Source organism: Vibrio sp. M260118, from assembly GCF_036533755.1.
Classification (GTDB): Bacteria; Pseudomonadota; Gammaproteobacteria; order Enterobacterales; family Vibrionaceae; genus Vibrio.
This window is the reverse complement of record NZ_JATABG010000031.1, coordinates 1-17,975: the sequence shown is the minus strand read 5'-3', so window position 1 is coordinate 17,975 and position 17,975 is coordinate 1. Positions and strand designations below refer to the sequence as shown.

The window sequence follows — 17,975 nt, the reverse complement described above, 5'->3', positions numbered from 1 at the left end:
ACGCAAATGTAGTTTAATAAAAAGTTAATGAAAAAAAATTACAAAAATGGTTTTATTTTCTGACCAATTGTTGTACATTAATCTGCGTAGGGTACAGAGGTAAGATGTTCTATCTTTCAGACCTTTTGTTTCACGTTATTGGATTAGGCTGATTCAGCCGCCCCAGTCAGTATTTGACTGGGGCGTTTTTTATTGTGGCAAAGAAAAGTTTCCAACTGACCAACTCCTTACTCAATCTACGACTCTCTAACTCCTATTTTTGTTGCTATTGTTTTCTCTGACCGTCCACCTCATTAAGTAATTGAATGTAATTTGGCGAATTTTTGTAACAAAACACCAATCACAGTTTGGTTATTTTGGTCGATAAAGTAACCACGTAAACTTGGTGGGATATCGTGTCTGTACAATAATATACTGTTTATTTTCAATATCTTGTGTTTTTTTTGGGGGGGGGGTTATGGACAGTTTTGGTGGTTATTTAAGCTATTGATTTACTCAGAGAGATGAATAATCCTTAACCCATAATTAATAATAACTACGATCTCTCCCGTTGCCCCACCAGGATGGTGGGGCTCTTATTTTCTACTAGTACCAATCTTATTACCTACTTACCCCTACAAGCGTAAACAAAAAAGCCCCGCCGCAGAGGGCAGGGCTAGAATCACTGAGCGCTTTATCCGCTTACTCTTGTTCGTCGTCTAGGGTCTCTTCTTCTATAATTTCTTCGACCGAGGCTTGTGCAATGGCAGGAGCGAACCACTCATCAAGTTTGCTGCGTAGTGTGTCGACACCAATACCCTTCAAAGATGAGAAAGCAGCGACACTGACATCACCACCAAATCCGACCGCATCCTTTTTGATCTTTAGAACCTGTGCTTTACGCGCACCGCTCTTCAGCTTGTCTGCTTTGGTCAGTAGAACTTGAACGGGAATGCCGCTGTCTACAGCCCAGAAAATCAGTTGTTGGTCGAGGTCTTTCATCGGGTGACGAATATCCATCAATACCACTAAGCCTTTTAAACATTGGCGCTTCTGTAGGTATTCACCCAAAGATTTTTGCCACTTTTTCTTCATCTCTAGCGGTACTTGAGCAAAACCATATCCCGGTAAATCGACGATATGACAACCTTCAGTGACCTTAAAAAGGTTAATTAATTGTGTACGGCCAGGTGTTTTACTGGTTTTTGCCAGACTACGCTGATTGGTCAATCGGTTTAGGGAGCTAGATTTGCCCGCATTGGAGCGCCCTGCAAACGCAACTTCGATACCTTCATCTGCTGGTAAGGCGCGGATATCCGGCGCACTCGTGATGAAATGCGTGTTTTGATAATGAATTTTTACGCTCACTGTTAACTCCATCTCGACTTTGTGTAGTCGATTGATTACTTTTTTGTGAAATTGTGTAAAATAACCGTGCTCGGCATAAGGTCGCCTATTGTATCACGACTGGCAACAGCAAGTGGTACCGGAAGCTTGATAATTATAATGGAATGTCATGAAGAAATTAGCGCTAATCTTGAGTCTTTTAGCCAGCTGCTCCGTGTGGGCCCAAGGTAACATCGAAGCTGGTAAAGCAAAATCCCAAACCTGTGTTGCCTGCCATGGAGCAGATGGCAACAGTCAACTTGCTATGTACCCTAAACTGGCAGGTCAGCATGCTAAGTATATTGAGAAGCAGCTGAGAGACCTGAAACTCGGTATGACAAGTAATGGTAAGCAAGGTCGTATGGATCCTGTCATGAGTGGCATGGCTCTGCCTTTGTCAGAACAGGATATGAAAGACCTGGCAGCTTACTATGCTTCGCTACCAATTTCACACAATACGACACCTGAGAATGTTGTTGATGCAGGTAAAGTACTCTACACCGCTGGTGATGCAGAGCGTGGCTTAACGGCTTGTATTGCTTGTCACGGTCCGCGTGGTGACGGTACTGAACTGTCTGGCTTCCCGAAAATTTCTGGCCAGCATGCAGATTACATCAAAGCTCAGCTTGAGAAATTCCGTGATGGTTCGCGTAACAACGATATGAACGAGATGATGCGCGATATTGCCAAAAAACTCACGGATGACGATATCGATACTCTTTCAAAATATGTTGGTGGCCTACATTAAGCCCTACTTATTCGTTCGAGCATAAAGTTGTAGAGAAAAAGCCCAGGCGTTTGCTTGGGCTTTTTCGTTTGAGATCGCTCACATCAGGTTTGAATCAAGCTGTGGTGATCTTTCCTGACTGGCTGTGAGAGATCGCCCATACTTGTTGGTACTATTTTCCATGCCTAATTTGTAAGTTATTGAAAGTAGGTTGTTTAAAAATGGCAGTTAAAAAAGTGAAATTTATTATTTTGAGTGGATTGCTCATTTTCACCATCGGAGTAAATTGAACTCATCGGCAGGACGCTGAAAATGGATTGTAGACTAGGAAGTCTCCATGGACGCAAGTAATGGAAACTTGGTAGTTGCTGAACGGAAACGGGTAGGTAGGAAACCTACTTTGATAAGGATGGTCGACTTGTCTAATGGTTTAAGACAGTGAAATGGAGCAGGCTTAGGATAAGCCCAGACAGCAGGAAGTAAAAGGAAAGCCAAAACTCACCAGGATGGTGGCAAACAACACTTTTGGCAGGGAAAGCACTAAAAACAAATGGAATATTGGTGCACTAGACTAAGTGCAACACAGTTTTGCCGCAAGGCATTTAGAAAGCGATAGGTAACCCTATCGCTTTTTTTATTTCTATTTTTCAAAAAGCGATGATTATTTGCACAATAGTGCTCCACTCTAACGCGACTTTCTGGTATGTTTCGCATCCCTGTTTGAGGATAAGGTAAACGCACCCTTTATGCATAGTTGCCCCCTTTGCCAAAGCTTGGAGACTCAGCACTACTATCGAGACAAACGTCGAGAGTATTTGCAGTGTCAGCAATGTGAGCTTGTCTTTGTTAATCCTGACCAACGTATGGATGCAAAATCAGAGAAAGCTCACTACGATCTGCATGAGAATGACCCAAGCGATCAAGGGTACCGACGCTTTTTATCGCGAGTGTCAGAGCCTATGTTGGAGCGAATTAAGCCTAACTCTCACGGGTTAGATTTTGGTTGTGGTCCTGGACCAACATTGTCATTAATGTTGCAAGAGCAGGGGCACACGATGAATTTATACGACATTTACTACCATCCCGATAAAGCGGTGTTAAAAGAGTCGTATGATTTTATGACTGCTACTGAGGTTATAGAGCACCTCTACGAACCGAATAAGGTGTGGCAGCAATGGTTGAATTTAGTTAAGCCAGGTGGCTGGATTGGTCTTATGACCAAGATGGTCATTGATGTTGAAGCGTTTGCCTCGTGGCACTATAAAAACGATCAGACCCATGTGGTGTTCTTTAGTCGTAATACGTTTCAGTACTTGGCAGAGCGGGATCAGCTCAAGCTTGAATTTATTGGTAATGATGTAATTTTACTGAGGAAAGCCCAGTAATGAGCCGTAGTAAGAAAGTAAGATCTGGTGGTAATAGCGACGTTATCGTTGTTCGTAACCGCACAGAATCAGACGTTGAAGGACGTCTACGTAAAAAAGAGAAAAAGCGCAAAGGTCTAAAAACCGGCGGTCGTAACTCTGAAGCAAAAGACAGCAAACAACAGACTGTCGGCCAAAAGCGTGATCCACGTTTAGGCAGCAAAAAGAAAATTCCTCTGATTGTTGAGGCGGCGAAGAAACCAACCAAGGCTGAACGTCGTATAAATGCAGAGAAAGAACTCGAGATGCTAGAGAGTGATGCACAATTGAACGTATTGCTCGATCGCCTAGACAACGGTGATAGCTTGGGTGCTGGTCTACAAAAATACGTTGATGAGAAGTTAGCTCGTATTGAAGTCTTGATGAAGCAGCTAGGTATCTATGAAGAGGCACCTGAAGAAGAGCTTGAGGAAGAAGTTGTAGAGCAGCCTGTCGCTAAGAAAAAGGCGAGCAAGAAAGCAGACTCAGATGATGAGCTACTTTCTCAGTTTGAAGATCTAGACCTGAACCAATTTAAAGGATAATTGAGCAAGATGAATGTAACCTTATTAGCCATTGCTGGCGGAGTCATTATTCTTGGCCTAGCGTCATATGCGGGTTACCTTCTGCTCCAAGTAAAGAAGCAAAAGGAATTGCAATTGCAGCATCAAAAGCTAGCAATTGAAAAACGTAACGCGAATATCTTTGAAAGCGTAAATACGCTTTGCCTAGCGGGTATTCAAGAGCAGTGTGACCTGTCTGAAATCAGCATCCGTCTCTACAACATTATGGATTACGTCCAGGGTGAAGAGCGGGTTGATTTCGACCAAGAGTTTCCAGCGACATCTGAGCTTTTCCATATTGTTAAAGATATGGCTCGAGGCGAAGAGCGTCAAAACTTGCCTAAGCAAGAACGCATGAAGCAAAACCTTGCTCGTCACAAAGCCGAGTCGCGTCTGCAAAAGTCAATTGTGGAAGAGCTGAAAAAGCTGCAAAAGAAGGTTCAGCCTCTCAACAATCAAATCAACATTCAAATGGTCTAGATTGCCTTTATAGCTCGATCGATTACCCTTTAGAGGGAGTGATCGAGCTAGCAATTCTGAGCATTACTACTCAAAATCTACTCTCTCCTACAACTAGTGATATCGAGGTGTGGCAAAATAGCCCGCTAATAATAATGGCTCGTGGAGCCAAACGAACCATTACAGCTCAAACGGAAATACCATCATGTCGCAGCATGTCGTCGCAAGTCAGCAAATAGTCTGGGATCAAGCCATCCTTGATAAGTACAACTATTCAGGTCCTCGCTATACCTCATACCCAACGGCTTTAGAGTTTCATGAAGCGTTTACAGTTGCAGACTACGATATGGCGTGCACCCAGTATTCTGAGCGACCGCTGTCTCTATACATCCATATTCCTTTCTGCCATAAGCTTTGCTACTACTGTGGCTGTAATAAGGTGATTACGCGTCATGCACACAAAGCTGACGAGTATTTAGATGTGCTTGAGCTAGAAGTTCGCACTCGCGCGGCCTTGTTGCAAGGGCGCAAAGTGACTCAACTGCATTTTGGTGGTGGTACGCCGACTTTCCTAACTAAAGCTCAGATTAGCCGCATTATGGATATTCTGCGTGATGAGTTTTATTTTGAAGGTGATGCTGAGATTAGTATCGAAGTTGACCCGCGTGAAATTGAACTCGACATGCTAGATCACTTGCGCGGAGAAGGTTTCAACCGTCTAAGTATCGGTGTACAAGACTTCAATAAAGAAGTGCAGCAGCTAGTTAACCGTGAGCAAGATGAAGAGTTTATTTTTGCTATGGTTGAGCGTGCGAAGCAACTTGGTTTCCGCTCGACAAACCTAGATCTTATCTACGGACTACCTAAGCAGACCAAAGACTCTTTTGCGCAGACCTTAAAGCAAGTGCTTGAGATGGAGCCAGGTCGTTTGTCGGTATTTAACTATGCTCATATGCCACAGCTATTTGCCGCGCAGCGTAAGATTAAAGATGAAGACCTTCCCGTTGCTGAAGAGAAGATGGCGATTTTGCAAGATACCATCGCAACGCTGACAGGCGCAGGGTATCAATTTATCGGTATGGACCACTTTGCCCAGCCTGATGATGAACTCGCAGTGGCTCAACGCAATGGTATTCTGCACCGTAATTTCCAAGGTTATACCACACAAGGTGAAGCTGATTTAGTTGGCTTCGGTGTCTCTGCTATCTCTATGATTGGCGATGCTTACGCCCAGAACCAAAAAGAGCTCAAGAAGTACTATGCTCAAGTCAGCGAACAGCGCCATGCATTGTGGAAAGGCGTTGCTCTTGATAGTGATGACTTACTTCGTCGCGAAGTGATCAAACAGCTAATTTGTAATTTTAAGCTAGATAAGACGGCGATCGAAGCTGAGTTTAAAGTTAAGTTTAATGACTACTTTAAAGAAGATTTACAGTTGCTGCAGACCTTCGTCAACGATCAGTTGGTGGAAGTGGATGATAAAGAGATCCGCGTGACCTTACGTGGCCGCTTACTGATTCGAAACATCTGTATGTGTTTTGATAAGTATTTAAGGGCAAAGGCGCGTCAACAGCAGTTCTCCCGGGTCATTTAAGTTTTCGTCATATTTGAAACCACAGCGTCGTTGTTTCGAGTCATACGTCATTCCCGATAGCGACGAAGTCGTGTAGTCGGGAATCTCATAACCTAAATCGAGATTTCCAACTCAGTCGTTCCTCCTTCTCGGAAATGACGGCTTGGTTTGAAAATTGGATATATCGAAAGCCACCGCCTTTCTTTATCGGAAAAAGCGGTGGCTTTTTGCTTTCAAAGGCTTAGATTATGGGGCGATGTAGGTGTCGTTGGCCATCTTCCAAAGCGCGTTGACCAATGGATTGTCTAACTGTGAGCGCTTGCAGCAAACCCCGAGCTTGAAAGGCTTAATAGAAGCAACCTTCAAACGCTCTATCTTCTCTTTCACCGGGCTGTTGTTAATGACCACATCAGGTGCAATACCAACTCCACAACCTAGCGCGACCATGCTGACTATTGCCTCATGACCGGATACCTGAGCGTAGATGTTCGGTTTAATCTTCATCGCCTTAAACCATGTATTGGCACGCTCTCGGGCGGTACCTGACTCTGGGACAATAAACGGAATGGCAGACCAATCAGGCTTATCTTTTTGTAGCTCTTTAGCAAAGTTGCTCACGCCAATAGGGGCAATGACAGAAAGTGGTATCTCACTGATGGTTTCAAACTCAATCCGAGCCGGAAGCTGTTCTGGCTGAGCTGATATCGCAATATCGGCTTCATCACTCAGTACCTTGTCAATCGCTTGGGCTGGGTCGCCAGTAGAGAGCTTAAACTCGATAAAAGGGTGCTTAAGGCGAAATTCTGACAGCAGTTCTGGCAGATGACTATAGCTTGCTGTAACTGAGCAAAACAGGCGAATCTCACCCTTAAGTTCTTCTTCGTGGCCTTTTAGCTGCGCATTGTAGTTTTGCCACTCGCCAAGAATATTTAATGCTACGGGGAGGAGCTTTTTCGCCGCAGGGGTTAGCTCAACACTGCGGTTGTCACGCACAAATAGCACCTGACCCGTATCGCTCTCAAGTTTTTGAATTTGTCGGCTTAATGCTGACGGGCTTATGTGCATTGCTGAAGCCGTTTTGGCGAAGCTTTTACTGTCGCACAAGTGGATAAACAACTGCAGGCATTTTATGTTCATTAAACGGTCACTTCCATGTTGCATTATTTGCAATTACTAATTGTGAATATATCACTTTAAGCAATGAAATACCTGTTTTAGTATGAACTCATTCGGTCCACAAGCGACCGACCTCAATGGAAAAATTCTACAAAGGAGCGCCCCGATGGCTAACTATTTCAACACTTTGAACCTACGCGAGCAGCTAGACCAACTAGGTCGTTGCCGTTTCATGGACCGCAGCGAGTTTGCAACTGAAGCTGATTACCTAAAAGGTAAGAAAGTGGTCATCGTTGGTTGTGGTGCTCAAGGCTTAAACCAAGGCTTAAATATGCGCGATTCTGGTCTAAACGTAGCTTACGCTCTACGTCAGGCTGCGATTGATGAGCAGCGTCAATCTTACAAGAACGCAAAAGAGAATGGTTTTGAAGTAGCAAGCTACGAAACGCTAATTCCTGAAGCAGACCTAGTCATCAACCTTACGCCAGATAAGCAGCACACTAACGTAGTAGAAACAGTCATGCCGCTAATGAAAGAGGGTGCTGCACTAGGTTATTCACACGGTTTCAACGTTGTTGAAGAAGGTATGCAAATCCGTAAAGACCTAACGGTTGTTATGGTGGCGCCTAAGTGTCCAGGTACTGAAGTACGTGAAGAGTACAAGCGTGGTTTCGGTGTTCCAACACTTATCGCTGTTCACCCAGAGAACGATCCAAAAGGTGAAGGCTGGGATATCGCGAAAGCATGGGCTGCAGGTACAGGTGGTCACCGCGCGGGCTGTCTAGAGTCTTCATTCGTTGCAGAAGTTAAATCTGACCTAATGGGTGAGCAAACTATCCTATGTGGCATGCTACAAGCAGGTTCTATCGTTTCTTACGAGAAGATGGTTGCTGAAGGTATCGACCCAAGCTACGCAGGTAAGCTTCTACAATACGGTTGGGAAACGATCACTGAAGCACTGAAGTTTGGTGGCATCACGCACATGATGGACCGTCTATCAAACCCAGCTAAAGTAAAAGCATTTGAGCTTTCTGAAGAGCTAAAAGAGCTAATGCGTCCGCTTTACAACAAGCACATGGATGACATCATCACTGGTGAGTTCTCAAGCACTATGATGGCTGACTGGGCAAACGACGACGCAAACCTACTAGGCTGGCGTGAAGAGACAGGCGAAACCGCATTCGAAAACTACCCAGCGGGCGATGTAGAAATCCCTGAGCAAGAGTACTTCGACAACGGTATCCTTCTAGTGGCAATGGTTCGTGCAGGTGTTGAGCTAGCATTCGAAGCAATGACAGCATCAGGCATCATTGATGAGTCTGCTTACTATGAGTCACTACACGAGCTACCGCTAATCGCAAACACAGTTGCTCGCAAGCGCCTATACGAAATGAACGTAGTAATCTCAGATACAGCGGAATACGGTAACTACCTATTCGCTAACGTAGCAACTCCGCTACTACGTGAGAAGTTCATGCCATCAGTAGGCACAGACGTAATCGGTAAAGGTTTAGGCGAGCCGTCGAACCAAGTAGATAACGCGACGCTAATCGCAGTTAACGATGCGATTCGTAACCACCCAGTAGAGTACATCGGTGAAGAGCTACGCTCATACATGAGTGATATGAAAAGAATTGCCGTTGGTGGTTAATTGAAAAACTCCAGGCAGACTGGGGTGATAAATACAAAATAAAACACAACATCTAATTAAAAGGCTTGGTCACCGTTGACCAAGCCTTTTTGTTTTGCGATTGGCGCTTGGAACGGGCTTCGCCCTATGAAAAACGGGAACGCTGCGCTGGTGGAAAACTGGATTTGAGTCAATGGATGATTAATGGGAACTTTAGCTCTCCGTAGGACGAAGTCCTTTCGCGCATCCCAACTCCGTAGCAAAGCGTTCACCAACAAAAAGGGCCGACGCGTAACGTCAGCCCCTCGTTCTATTTCACTTCTTGCTTACTTGTCCGCTAGCTTCTCTTCGACATCGGCTAGTTTCTTTTCCATCTCAGTCAGCTTTTGGCGTGTACGTAGTAGGACTTGAGTTTGAACATCAAACTCTTCACGGCTGACTACGTCGAGCTTGTTCAGTTGGCCTTGGATGACTTGGCGAACTTTTTGATCAACATCTGCGCCGAGCTCTTTTACTGGTGCTGGCATAGAGTCATGAATTTGCTTAGCAATTTGCTCTAGTTTCTTTGGGTCAAACATGCGACTAAAACTCCTTTCAATTTGTCGTTATTCTATTTAATTGAACCGTGAAAGTCGCTACTTCGATGGTAAAAATTCGAAGCGTCTTGCCAAATCGCAGGTACAAAAAAGGCCACCGAAGTGGCCTTTGGTAATAAAAGCAAATTACTTGTTGTCTGCTAGTTCACGATGAGCCGCTTTCGCTTCATCGATACGCGCTAGCTTTTCTAAGTCTTTATCTTCGACAAACACGGGTAGAGGCTTGTGTTTCTCTGCTAGGTAACTGTAAATCACAGGCAGCACGAACAGAGTAAAGATAGTACCAATCGCAAGACCTGCAACGATAACAATACCGATACTAAAGCGCTGAGCTGCACCTGCGCCAGTGGCGTACATCAGCGGGATCAAACCAGCAATCATCGCAGCGGTCGTCATTAGGATAGGGCGTAGACGAACTTTTGCCGCTTCCATTACCGCATCCATCTTGCTCAGTTTGTTGTGTAGTTGCTCTTCTTTGGCAACTTCACAGATCAAGATACCGTGCTTGGTGATAAGACCAACTAAGGTAATCAGACCAACCTGAGAGTAGATATTCATCGTTGCCGCACCCCATGCAAGGGCAATCAGAGCACCACAGATCGCCAATGGTACAGAGACCATGATAACTAGCGGGTCTTTTACTGATTCAAACTGGATTGCCAACACTAAGAAGATGATCGCTAGTGCCAAACCAAAGGTGGCATAAAGAGCGCTACCTTCTGTAACGTATTGGCGCGCCTCGCCCATGTAATCATGGTTGTAGCCGTTAGGCAGTTTGTTCGCTGCAATATCTTCAAACCATGCAATAGCATCACCCATCGCTGAACCAGGAGCAGGAACCGCACCAACAGTCGCTGAGTTTAGCTGGTTGAAGTGAGGTAGAGATCGAGGCTCTGCTACGACATCAATCGTAATCAAACTACCAAGAGGCACTGCTTTACCATTTGCACTGCGTACATAGTAGTTATTCATCGACTCTGGGTTTAGACGCCACTTACGCTCAACTTGAGGAATCACCTCGTATGAACGCCCGTTTAAGTCGATGCGGTTAACGTAGCCATCCGCCATCATGGTACTTAGCGTAATACCGATGTCTTGCATGGTCACGCCGTATGCACCGGCTTTGTCTTTATCGATATTGATTTTCATCGTTGCCGAGTCGTAGTTCAGATCCAGATCTGAATAGACGAACATTGGGCTCGATTTCACTTCCGTTAGCACATCGGTTGCAATTGAGAATAAGCTCTCAAATGCATTTGGCGTGGTGATAACGAATTGAATTGGTAGGCCTGAACCAGCACCGGGTAGTTCTGGCATCTGGAATGCCGTTACCGCCATTCCCGGTACGTTTGATACTAATCCACCAACGCGGTTAGCCACTTCGGATTGACTGGCTTCACGCTCACTCCAAGGCACCATAGAGGCAATACCAAATGCTTGGTTGGAGTTTGGTACTCCAGTAAATACCTGAGCAAATGCCACTTCAGGCTGGTCAGATAGGATCTGGTTGACATCGTTCATGGTGTTTTGCATGAAGTCCAAGTTTGCATTTGATGGTGCAGTACCCATCAGCATCACAACGCCTTTATCCTCAGATGGAGCAAGTTCACTTGGGATAAACTTAAATAACATTGGCAGACTAGCAAACACAATGACAGCGAATGCGATTACAACCGGGCGATGTTGCATCACAGCTTTAAGCATGCTTTCGTAGCGGTTGGTCATGCTATCAAGGATGCTATGAACTTTTAGCTCAAACTTGCTTGGTTCTTGGTGCTCTTTGAGCATCTTCGAACACATCATAGGAGACAGGGTCAGCGCGACAATACCGGATACAAATACTGAACCTGCTAGGGTCAAGGCGAACTCTTTGAATAGCGAGCCCGTAATACCCCCCATTAGCGCGATCGGCGCATAGACTGCACCTAACGTCAGGGTCATCGCGATAACCGGAACCGCGATTTCACGGGTACCAATAATTGCGGCTCGGAATGGTGATTCACCGAGTTTGATGTGACGGTCAACGTTTTCAAGAACAACGATCGCATCATCGACTACCAGGCCGATGGCAAGTACCATGGCGAGTAGTGTCATCAGGTTCCATGAGAAGCCCATCGCTTGCATGACCATCGCCACACCGATCAATGACAGTGGGATTGTTATAATTGGGATAAGTACCGCGCGGAATGAACCGAGGAACAAGGTGATAACCACCAGTACTATTAACGCCGCTTCAGCAATCGTCTTGATAACTTCGTTGATAGACTCGTTGATTGCGATCGTTGAGTCGTACATCACGTTCATCTTGATGGTACTTGGTAGGTTACGCTCTAGCTGAGGCAGTAGTTCCAGTACATCTGCAGCAATGTTAATCGGGTTAGCACTTGGCGCCGCGTTGATGGCAGCAACTACAGCTTCTTGACCGTTGGCACTAGCACGGTAAACGTCATGGCTCTTCTCTAGCGTCACTTTCGCAATGTCACTTAGGCGAGTAACGTTACCTTCGTCAGTGCTGACTACAAGGTTTGATAGCTCGTCAACGTTGGATACCTGAGTATCCGCGCTACCATTGTAAAGTACGAACTCACCCACTGCTTGGCCAGTTGCTGACTGGTAGTTGTTGGCATTCAGTACGTTCATTACGTCCGTAGCGGTTAAGTTTAGCGCTGCCATTTTTGCCGGATCTAGCCAGATGCGCAGTGCGTATTTCATACCACCGTAAAGATCAACTTTAGAAACACCGTTGACAGTAAATAGCTGAGGATTGATTACACGCTCAAGGTAATCGGTAATTTGGCTTGATGACAACTCATCACTGGTGAAACCAATATAAAGTACCGCCGTTGTCGAGCCGGTAGACATAGTGACTGTTGGGTCTTCCGCTTCTTTAGGAAGTTGAGAGCGAACAGAGTTAGTTTTAGCCAAAATATCTGACAGTGCCGCATTGGGATCGGTGTTTAGCTTCATGTTTACGGTTATGGTGGATTTACCCAACACCGATGATGAAGTCATATAGTCAATGTTGTCTGCCTGTGCGACCGCTTGTTCCAAAGGTTGAGTAATGAAGCCTTGGATAAGGTCAGCACTTGCACCGTAGTAACTGGTTGAAACCGTTACCACCGTATTCGTCATTTCAGGGTATTCACGAACCTGCATCTTAAACACCGCTTGTAGGCCAAGCAGGGCGATTAAGAAACTGATCGATACCGCTAAAACTGGACGTTTAATAAAAACATCAGTAAAGCGCATGAGGCCTCCAGTTACAGCATTGGTGTTTCAGCTGGTGGAGTAGTCGCATCGCTTTCTACTACACGAACTTTAGCATGGTTACTTAAACGCACTTGCCCAGAAGTGACAACGACGTCGCCGGCTTTAACACCTTCTAAGATATGAGCAATATCTTTAGTGCGTTCGCCAACTTTAACCACTTGCTGTTTAACGCGTTTCTCACCATCTTCTTCAGTGACTATGTAGACGTTATCACCGTATAGAGTGAAAGTGATCGCTGTTTGCGGCAGTGTTACTTGATTCTCAAGCTTAGGCAGAATGATGTTGGCACGCGCAAACATACCGCTGCGTAGTTTGCCGTCGCTGTTTGGGATATCTGCTTGTACCTGAATTAGGCCACTCTGAATGTTTACCGCAGGTTCGATAGCGGCGATAGACCCTTTGAATGGCTTTTCAGGATAAGCGTCAACAAAGATATCGACTTCTTGATTAAGCGTGATGCGTGAAATGTCGGTTTGAGGAACGGTGAAACGTAAACGCATTACACTCGTGTCTTCAAGGCGAACAATATCGGTACCCGCTTGAAGGTACTGACCGAGATAAACGTTGCGGATACCAATCACACCGGCAAATGGTGCTTTGATTTCACGGCGGTCAATTGACGCTTTCAAGCTCTCGATATCGGCTTTAAGCGAGAAGTAGTTAGCTTCTGCTTCATCGTATGCTTCTTTAGAAATAGAGCCTTTTTTGTACAGGCCTTGGTAGCGTTTGTATTTGGCTTCCGAGGCTGGCAGTTTAGCTTGGGTACTCTTGAGGTTTGCTTTCTCAACCTCAGAGTCAAGTAAGACTAGAGGCTGTCCTTCTTCGACTTGTGTGCCTGACTCAAAAGCAATTTTATCAATCACACCACTGGTTTCGTTTGCAATAGTAACGCCTTGGTTTGGCTCGATAAAGCCAATCGCTTCAATAACAGGAACCCAGTCCACAGGACTGACTTCTGTGACGGTAACCGGGAACTCTGGTTCAGGACGATTAGCCATGTATTCAGCAATCTTTTGCTGTTTAAATAGATTGAAACCTATCACACTGCCGAATAGCAAAATAGCGATAAGTAACATAAAGAAAGTCCACTTTTTCATTCTGATTAGAACTCCAAATTAGTGTGTGATAATTGCATCCCAACTCGCTTCGATAGCTGATTCTATGGCGTTCTCGTCAAGTTGGTAATATCCAAGGGCTTGTTTGCGTGCCAGGGTGGCGCTGACTTCTAAACTAAGCGCAGCTAACACTGAGTTTTCTAAGGGTTTAAACACGCCTTGCTCTCGTCCTTCAGTAAAGAGTCGATCGAGTTTATAAAACATCTTGCGCTCAATCTCTTTGGTTTCATGGCTTCGAACGCACGGCAAAGAGTCGTATTGAGCTCGATTCTTTAGATTGATGATGTTAGACCCTGAAAGCTCGAAAATGTTAAGCCACATTTTGCGAAATCGTTCTTTTAGATTCATCGAGTCGTCAACGCCTTGCTGAATAAGACCTGCGTTGCGTTCTACGACGGCTAAGCGAACTTGTAGCAACAAATCTTCTTTGTCTGAGAAGTAGCGGTAGATGGTGCCTGCCGCGACCCCAGCTTCCCTAGCGATCTTGTGCATAGACAGACCGTGAAACCCCGATTCGGCAATAAGCTTCTCAGCGGCATCTATGATTTTTTGTCTTTTATCTATCATAAAGTCAGAACCAGACAGTGACCGTTATAAGTAATGAATGAACGTTCATTCATTGTAGCCTAGTATGTCATTAAAAACGAAACTTTCAATGATTGGATTGATGAAAGTTTATTAATCATAACGATTGATAGATATTTTGGTTGTCTGCAGTTGGGTATAAACATAGCAATCTGGCCATTGCACTATTATTATATGCGCCACCTTTTTTAAATTTCTGAGACAAACATGAAGCTGAACCCCAATCAAGATGAAGCCGTTAAGTATGTATCTGGTCCATGCTTGGTACTTGCGGGAGCAGGTTCAGGTAAAACTCGTGTTATTACGAATAAGATCGCTTATTTGGTGCAGCAGTGTGGCTACAAAGCACGAAATATCGCTGCGGTGACCTTTACTAATAAAGCAGCGCGAGAGATGAAAGAGCGCGTTGGCCAGACATTAGGTAAAAATGAGGCCAAAGGATTGATGGTGTCGACCTTTCATACCCTAGGTTTGAACATCATTAAGCGAGAGTACAAAGCACTTGGGTTAAAGTCGGGCTTCTCTCTCTTTGATGACCAAGACCAAATGGCACTACTTAAAGAGCTGACCGAACAGCAGCTTGATGGCGACAAAGACCTTTTACGCCAGTTGTTGAGCACCATCTCCAACTGGAAAAACGACATGCTGACGCCTGAACAAGCTAAAGCGCAAGCGCAAGGTGAGCAGCAACAGTTATTTGCTTTCTGCTTTGAGATGTACCAAAAACAGATGAAAGCTTATAACGCGTTGGATTTTGATGACCTCATCTCTCTTCCTGTACAATTGCTGCGTAGCAACCAAGAGGTACGTCAACGTTGGCAGAGTCGTATCCGCTACCTCCTTGTTGATGAATACCAAGATACCAACACCAGCCAGTACGATTTAGTTAAGTTGATCGTGGGAGAGCGTGGGCGCCTAACCGTGGTTGGCGATGACGACCAATCCATCTACTCTTGGCGTGGAGCTAAGCCACAAAACTTGGTACTGCTGGGTGAAGATTATCCCAATCTCCGTCTTATTAAGCTTGAACAAAACTACCGTTCAACCAGTCGCATCCTTCGAGCCGCTAACATTCTTATTGCCAACAACCCTCATGTCTATGAGAAGTCACTGTTTTCAGAAATTCCTGATGGTGAAAAGCTCAAAGTTCTCATGGCTAAGAATGAGGAGCATGAAGCTGAGCGAGTCACTGGTGAATTGATCGCCCATAAATTTCTTAATCGAACTGACTACAAAGACTATGCGATCTTATATCGAGGTAATCACCAGTCGCGTTTGATTGAAAAGTCTCTGATGCAAAACCGGGTGCCGTATAAGCTATCTGGCGGCACCTCGTTCTTCGCCCGTGCTGAGATCAAAGACATCATGGCTTACTTGAAGGTGTTAGTTAATCCGGATGATGACAACGCGTTTTTACGTATTGTGAACACGCCAAGGCGCGAAATAGGTCCAGTAACATTAGAAAAATTAGGCAGTTACGCCAATATGCGTGGCAAAAGTCTATTTGAAGCAAGTTTTGAGCTTGGGCTAGAGCAATCGTTGACTGGTCGAGGGCTAGAGAATTTGCGTCAGTTTACCTCTTGGCTAGTGAAAATTGCCGATCAAGGTGAGCGCGGGGATACGGTGGAAGCGGTACGCTCATTAGTCCGTGATATCAATTACGAAGACTGGCTATACGAAACCTCTTCAAGCCCAAAAGCAGCAGAGATGCGAATGAAGAACGTGTCCGATCTCTACTCTTGGATTGTGGCTGACCTAGAGGGGGATAACTATGACCAAGAAGAGAAGAGTTTAAAAGAGGTGGTTCAACGCCTAACTCTTCGCGACATGATGGAACGTGGAGAAGAAGATGATGACAGTGATGCGGTTCAACTTATGACTTTGCACGCCTCTAAAGGTTTGGAGTTTCCTTACGTCTATTTGATCGGTTCAGAAGAGGGTATCTTGCCTCACCAAACCAGCATTGACGAAGATAATGTTGAAGAAGAACGCCGCCTTATGTATGTAGGTATTACCCGTGCGCAGCGCGAGCTGACATTTACTATGTGTAAAGAGCGTCGTCAGTTTGGTGAGTTGATTAAACCGACACAAAGTCGTTTTCTAGATGAGCTACCTTTTGATGATGTCGAGTGGGAGCAGACGAAAAAGCCAGTAACCCAAGAAGAACGCATGGCGAAAGGGCAGGCTCATATCGCTAACTTACGATCCATGTTCAATAAGAAGTAGTGGTTAGCAATAAAATAGACGGATACAAAAAAGGCTTGGTAATTACCAAGCCTTTTTCCTATCTATATATAGAGGGAACTTATAGACCTTCAATCATGTGATCGATGGCCGCGATAACCTCGTCATCAGAACAGTCCATACAAGTGCCTCTCGCTGGCATGGCGTTGAAGCCATTGATTGCGTGGTCGTTTAGGACATCATGTCCTTGTGCAATACGCGGAGCCCAATCATCAGCATTACCTGTTTTAGGTGCGCCGCTCACACCAGAAGCGTGACAGGCGATACAGAAGGTACCATATACAGTCGCACCATCGCGCGGACCGGTTGGTTCAGCTTTCACTGGTTCAGCACCGGCTAGGTAAACGTCACCGACAGGCTTAATACGTTCTGCGATTGCATCATATTCTTCTTGGCTAATATTTGCTGCAAAAGTGGCGCTAGAAAAAGTGATCGCAGCGACCAAAGCGGTTAGCATTTTTCGAGACATATCCATTAAACTCACTTTACATTCCTGAGGGTAAGTGCGTGCTTACCTATTTATTAGAGTGGGGCTTGATCAACAAGCATGTGTTGCGATAAATCAGCACGAGCTGTTAAATCAATGTAAATAATGGGTGATTATATCCTGTTAACTTGTTGCAATAAACAACAAGTTAACTGCTTTAGGGGAGGTATCTAATCGGAAGTAGGGGTTTATCACACTTTATTTGCCCAAAAAGGCGCCAAACGATAAAAAAAGTTGAAAAAGTACTAGACGACATAGTGTGATATACGTATTATTCCACTCCGCCGATAGGGCATGCGCCCGTAGCTCAGTTGGATAGAGCGTTGGCCTCCGGAGCCAAAGGTCGAAGGTTCGAATCCTTTCGGGCGTGCCATTCGCCTAAAGGTTTATCGGTAAAAATTATAGTGGTGGCTATAGCTCAGTTGGTAGAGCCCTGGATTGTGATTCCAGTTGTCGCGGGTTCAAGTCCCGTTAGCCACCCCATTATTAAGGTAACTTCGGTTTCCTGTCCGGATGAACATCGGGACAAAACATTCGTCGGTGAATAGCGCAGCTTGGTAGCGCATCTGGTTTGGGACCAGAGGGTCGGGGGTTCGAATCCCTCTTCACCGACCACTATTAAAGCCCTAGTCGAAAGACTAGGGCTTTTTTGCATTTCGGAAATCTGGAACGCTTCGCTACTAGATCGGGTTGCGCCCGCGAGAATCGGGAACGGGCTTCGCCCTGCGAGATGTAGGTACTACTTATCAAAAAGTCGTTGACCGTATTTGTTCTCTAACGGATAAAATAATCTCGTATCTCGTATCTCGTATCTCGTATCTCGTATCTCGTATCTCGTATCT

Annotated in this window: 15 protein-coding genes and 3 tRNA genes; 11 read left to right on the top strand and 7 right to left on the bottom strand. The window is 45.2% G+C overall.

Annotated features, from left to right (window positions below):
• Nucleotides 1-104 precede the first annotated feature (104 nt).
• Complete coding sequence (locus QTO00_RS20960; protein ID WP_438356636.1) at nucleotides 105-152, top strand: hypothetical protein; 48 nt, start codon at nucleotides 105-107, stop codon at nucleotides 150-152.
• Nucleotides 153-681: 529 nt separating this feature from the next.
• Here QTO00_RS20960 and yihA read toward each other — a convergent pair.
• On the bottom strand, nucleotides 682-1,347 hold the full coding sequence (yihA, locus tag QTO00_RS03885) for a ribosome biogenesis GTP-binding protein YihA/YsxC (protein WP_331423078.1): 666 nt from the start codon (nucleotides 1,345-1,347) through the stop codon (nucleotides 682-684).
• A gap of 148 nt (nucleotides 1,348-1,495) precedes the next feature.
• Between yihA and QTO00_RS03880 the strand changes: the two genes are divergently transcribed.
• From QTO00_RS03880 to hemN, 5 genes are all read left to right on the top strand, one after another.
• The gene (locus QTO00_RS03880) at nucleotides 1,496-2,113 is read left to right on the top strand and encodes a c-type cytochrome (RefSeq protein WP_038210012.1); all 618 of its coding nucleotides are present in this window, start codon (nucleotides 1,496-1,498) and stop codon (nucleotides 2,111-2,113) included.
• Between the two features lie 725 nt (nucleotides 2,114-2,838).
• The gene (locus QTO00_RS03875; protein WP_331423076.1) at nucleotides 2,839-3,477 is read left to right on the top strand and encodes a class I SAM-dependent methyltransferase; all 639 of its coding nucleotides are present in this window, start codon (nucleotides 2,839-2,841) and stop codon (nucleotides 3,475-3,477) included.
• Entirely contained in the window at nucleotides 3,477-4,040 is a 564-nt protein-coding gene (yihI, locus tag QTO00_RS03870) for a Der GTPase-activating protein YihI (RefSeq protein ID WP_331423074.1), read from the top strand. Before QTO00_RS03875 ends, yihI begins: the two co-directional genes overlap by 1 nt.
• Before the next feature lie 9 nt (nucleotides 4,041-4,049).
• The gene (locus tag QTO00_RS03865) at nucleotides 4,050-4,538 is read left to right on the top strand and encodes a DUF2489 domain-containing protein (RefSeq protein WP_331423073.1); all 489 of its coding nucleotides are present in this window, start codon (nucleotides 4,050-4,052) and stop codon (nucleotides 4,536-4,538) included.
• A gap of 184 nt (nucleotides 4,539-4,722) precedes the next feature.
• Nucleotides 4,723-6,111: an oxygen-independent coproporphyrinogen III oxidase gene (gene hemN / locus QTO00_RS03860; protein WP_331423072.1), complete on the top strand. Its 1,389-nt coding sequence runs from the start codon at nucleotides 4,723-4,725 to the stop codon at nucleotides 6,109-6,111.
• Between the two features lie 225 nt (nucleotides 6,112-6,336).
• Here the strand turns inward: hemN and ilvY are convergent, their stop codons facing one another.
• Entirely contained in the window at nucleotides 6,337-7,227 is an 891-nt protein-coding gene (gene ilvY, locus QTO00_RS03855) for an HTH-type transcriptional activator IlvY (protein ID WP_038210002.1), read from the bottom strand.
• A 145-nt stretch (nucleotides 7,228-7,372) separates the two neighbouring features.
• Here ilvY and ilvC point away from each other — a divergent pair, with 145 nt between their 5' ends.
• The gene (gene ilvC, locus QTO00_RS03850) at nucleotides 7,373-8,857 is read left to right on the top strand and encodes a ketol-acid reductoisomerase (RefSeq protein ID WP_331423070.1); all 1,485 of its coding nucleotides are present in this window, start codon (nucleotides 7,373-7,375) and stop codon (nucleotides 8,855-8,857) included.
• Between the two features lie 305 nt (nucleotides 8,858-9,162).
• Here ilvC and ubiK read toward each other — a convergent pair whose 3' ends face one another.
• The 4 genes from ubiK to QTO00_RS03830 form a co-directional block, all read right to left on the bottom strand.
• Nucleotides 9,163-9,414: a ubiquinone biosynthesis accessory factor UbiK gene (ubiK, locus tag QTO00_RS03845; protein WP_331423069.1), complete on the bottom strand. Its 252-nt coding sequence runs from the start codon at nucleotides 9,412-9,414 to the stop codon at nucleotides 9,163-9,165.
• A 144-nt stretch (nucleotides 9,415-9,558) separates the two neighbouring features.
• Nucleotides 9,559-12,681, bottom strand: a complete 3,123-nt coding sequence (locus tag QTO00_RS03840; protein WP_331423067.1) for a multidrug efflux RND transporter permease subunit — start codon at nucleotides 12,679-12,681, stop codon at nucleotides 9,559-9,561.
• Nucleotides 12,682-12,692: 11 nt separating this feature from the next.
• Nucleotides 12,693-13,799 (bottom strand): efflux RND transporter periplasmic adaptor subunit, encoded by a 1,107-nt coding sequence (locus tag QTO00_RS03835; protein ID WP_038209996.1) that lies wholly within the window; start codon nucleotides 13,797-13,799, stop codon nucleotides 12,693-12,695.
• Nucleotides 13,800-13,817: 18 nt separating this feature from the next.
• Nucleotides 13,818-14,384, bottom strand: coding sequence for a TetR/AcrR family transcriptional regulator (locus QTO00_RS03830; protein WP_038209995.1), 567 nt, complete (start codon nucleotides 14,382-14,384; stop codon nucleotides 13,818-13,820).
• A gap of 225 nt (nucleotides 14,385-14,609) precedes the next feature.
• Between QTO00_RS03830 and rep the strand changes: the two genes are divergently transcribed.
• Nucleotides 14,610-16,628 (top strand): DNA helicase Rep, encoded by a 2,019-nt coding sequence (gene rep / locus QTO00_RS03825; protein WP_331423063.1) that lies wholly within the window; start codon nucleotides 14,610-14,612, stop codon nucleotides 16,626-16,628.
• 79 nt (nucleotides 16,629-16,707) lie between these two features.
• Here the strand turns inward: rep and QTO00_RS03820 are convergent, their stop codons facing one another.
• A complete protein-coding gene (locus QTO00_RS03820; RefSeq protein WP_038209993.1) occupies nucleotides 16,708-17,121 on the bottom strand; it encodes a c-type cytochrome in 414 nt (137 codons plus the stop codon).
• Nucleotides 17,122-17,429: 308 nt separating this feature from the next.
• Between QTO00_RS03820 and QTO00_RS03815 the strand changes: the two genes are divergently transcribed.
• The 3 genes from QTO00_RS03815 (at nucleotide 17,430) to QTO00_RS03805 (ending at nucleotide 17,748) form a co-directional block, all read left to right on the top strand.
• Nucleotides 17,430-17,506, top strand: a tRNA-Arg gene (locus QTO00_RS03815).
• Between the two features lie 34 nt (nucleotides 17,507-17,540).
• Nucleotides 17,541-17,616: transfer RNA gene (locus QTO00_RS03810), tRNA-His, on the top strand.
• A 55-nt stretch (nucleotides 17,617-17,671) separates the two neighbouring features.
• Nucleotides 17,672-17,748, top strand: a tRNA-Pro gene (locus QTO00_RS03805).
• The last annotated feature ends 227 nt before the right edge of the window (nucleotides 17,749-17,975 follow it).